A 991-nucleotide genomic window follows, 5' to 3' on the forward strand; every position below is an offset into this window, starting at 1 on the left:
GTAGCAATAAAACCAATCCCCAAGGCAATCCGTGATGCATGAATCATCCGCGATGCTACATCTGCACCATTTTCATCGGTACCCATCCAGTGTGTTCTTTCTCCAGCAGACAAAGGCGATTCAATGCCGGTATCCGCATAATCACGTAAATAATCTTTTGCCGAGTACGGAATCGGTACACGGATGATGTTTTCAACTTTACCAGCCGTTTCCAGTTCACGGTACTGTTCATAAACCACCAGAACAGGTGGTGACACAGTCGAATAGGCAATAAATGAAACCATCGCCATGCTCGCCAGCCATAACAAAATCTTTTTCCACAGCACAACTGAAAACGCAGAAATCACCAGCGTAATAAAAAATCCACTCAGCCAAATCCAGTCCAGTGCTTCCATATGCTTGAGTAATGGACTGGTCGCCTGCCCATCAACCACCAGGTAAAGTGGATGACTGTTTGCCAGAAACGGTGAAAACGTGGCGATAACAACTAACAAGCCTATCCAGGCCAGACCTATTTTGGCACTGGTTCTTTTCAATAATGATGAAGCAACCTGTTGAGTCCAGGATTTGGATGGCTGCTTGACTGGAACTTCGACGACTTGCTCAGTCATAACTGACCCTCGGATCAACAATTGCGTAGGCAATATCAGCCAACAAATAACCAACTAGCGTCAGCAGACCGGAAATCAGTGTCACCGATAACACCAGCTCCCGATCGCGGGTCTGGAGAGCTTCAACCGCCAGCTTGCCCATTCCATCGATACTGAAAATGCTTTCAACGATGACCGAACCCGCCAATAAACTGGGTAGTAATGTTGCTGAAACAGTGATCAACGGTAAAAGCGAATTCCGAAATACATGCCGCCACAATACGGTTTCTTCATCCACACCTTTGGCTCGAGCGGTACGCGCATAATCTGCGGTCAGATTTTCCAGTAGCGATGAGCGTGTCAATTTGGCCAGAAATGCCAGACCTCCATATGACAGGGCA

General features: G+C 47.2%; 1 protein-coding gene and 1 pseudogene. Both read right to left on the reverse strand.

The features are described 5' to 3' along the window. Positions 1 to 611, reverse strand: a pseudogene (locus B3O33_RS15200) (ABC transporter permease); the annotation flags it as partial. Beyond that, on the reverse strand, positions 604 to 991 hold a 388-nt coding region (locus B3O33_RS15205; RefSeq protein WP_292363910.1), incomplete at its 5' end, for an ABC transporter permease. The gene B3O33_RS15205 and the pseudogene B3O33_RS15200, both read right to left, overlap by 8 nt.

The sequence above is a fragment of the Methylophaga sp. UBA1464 genome, assembly GCF_002325665.1.
Taxonomy (GTDB): Bacteria; Pseudomonadota; Gammaproteobacteria; order Nitrosococcales; family Methylophagaceae; genus Methylophaga.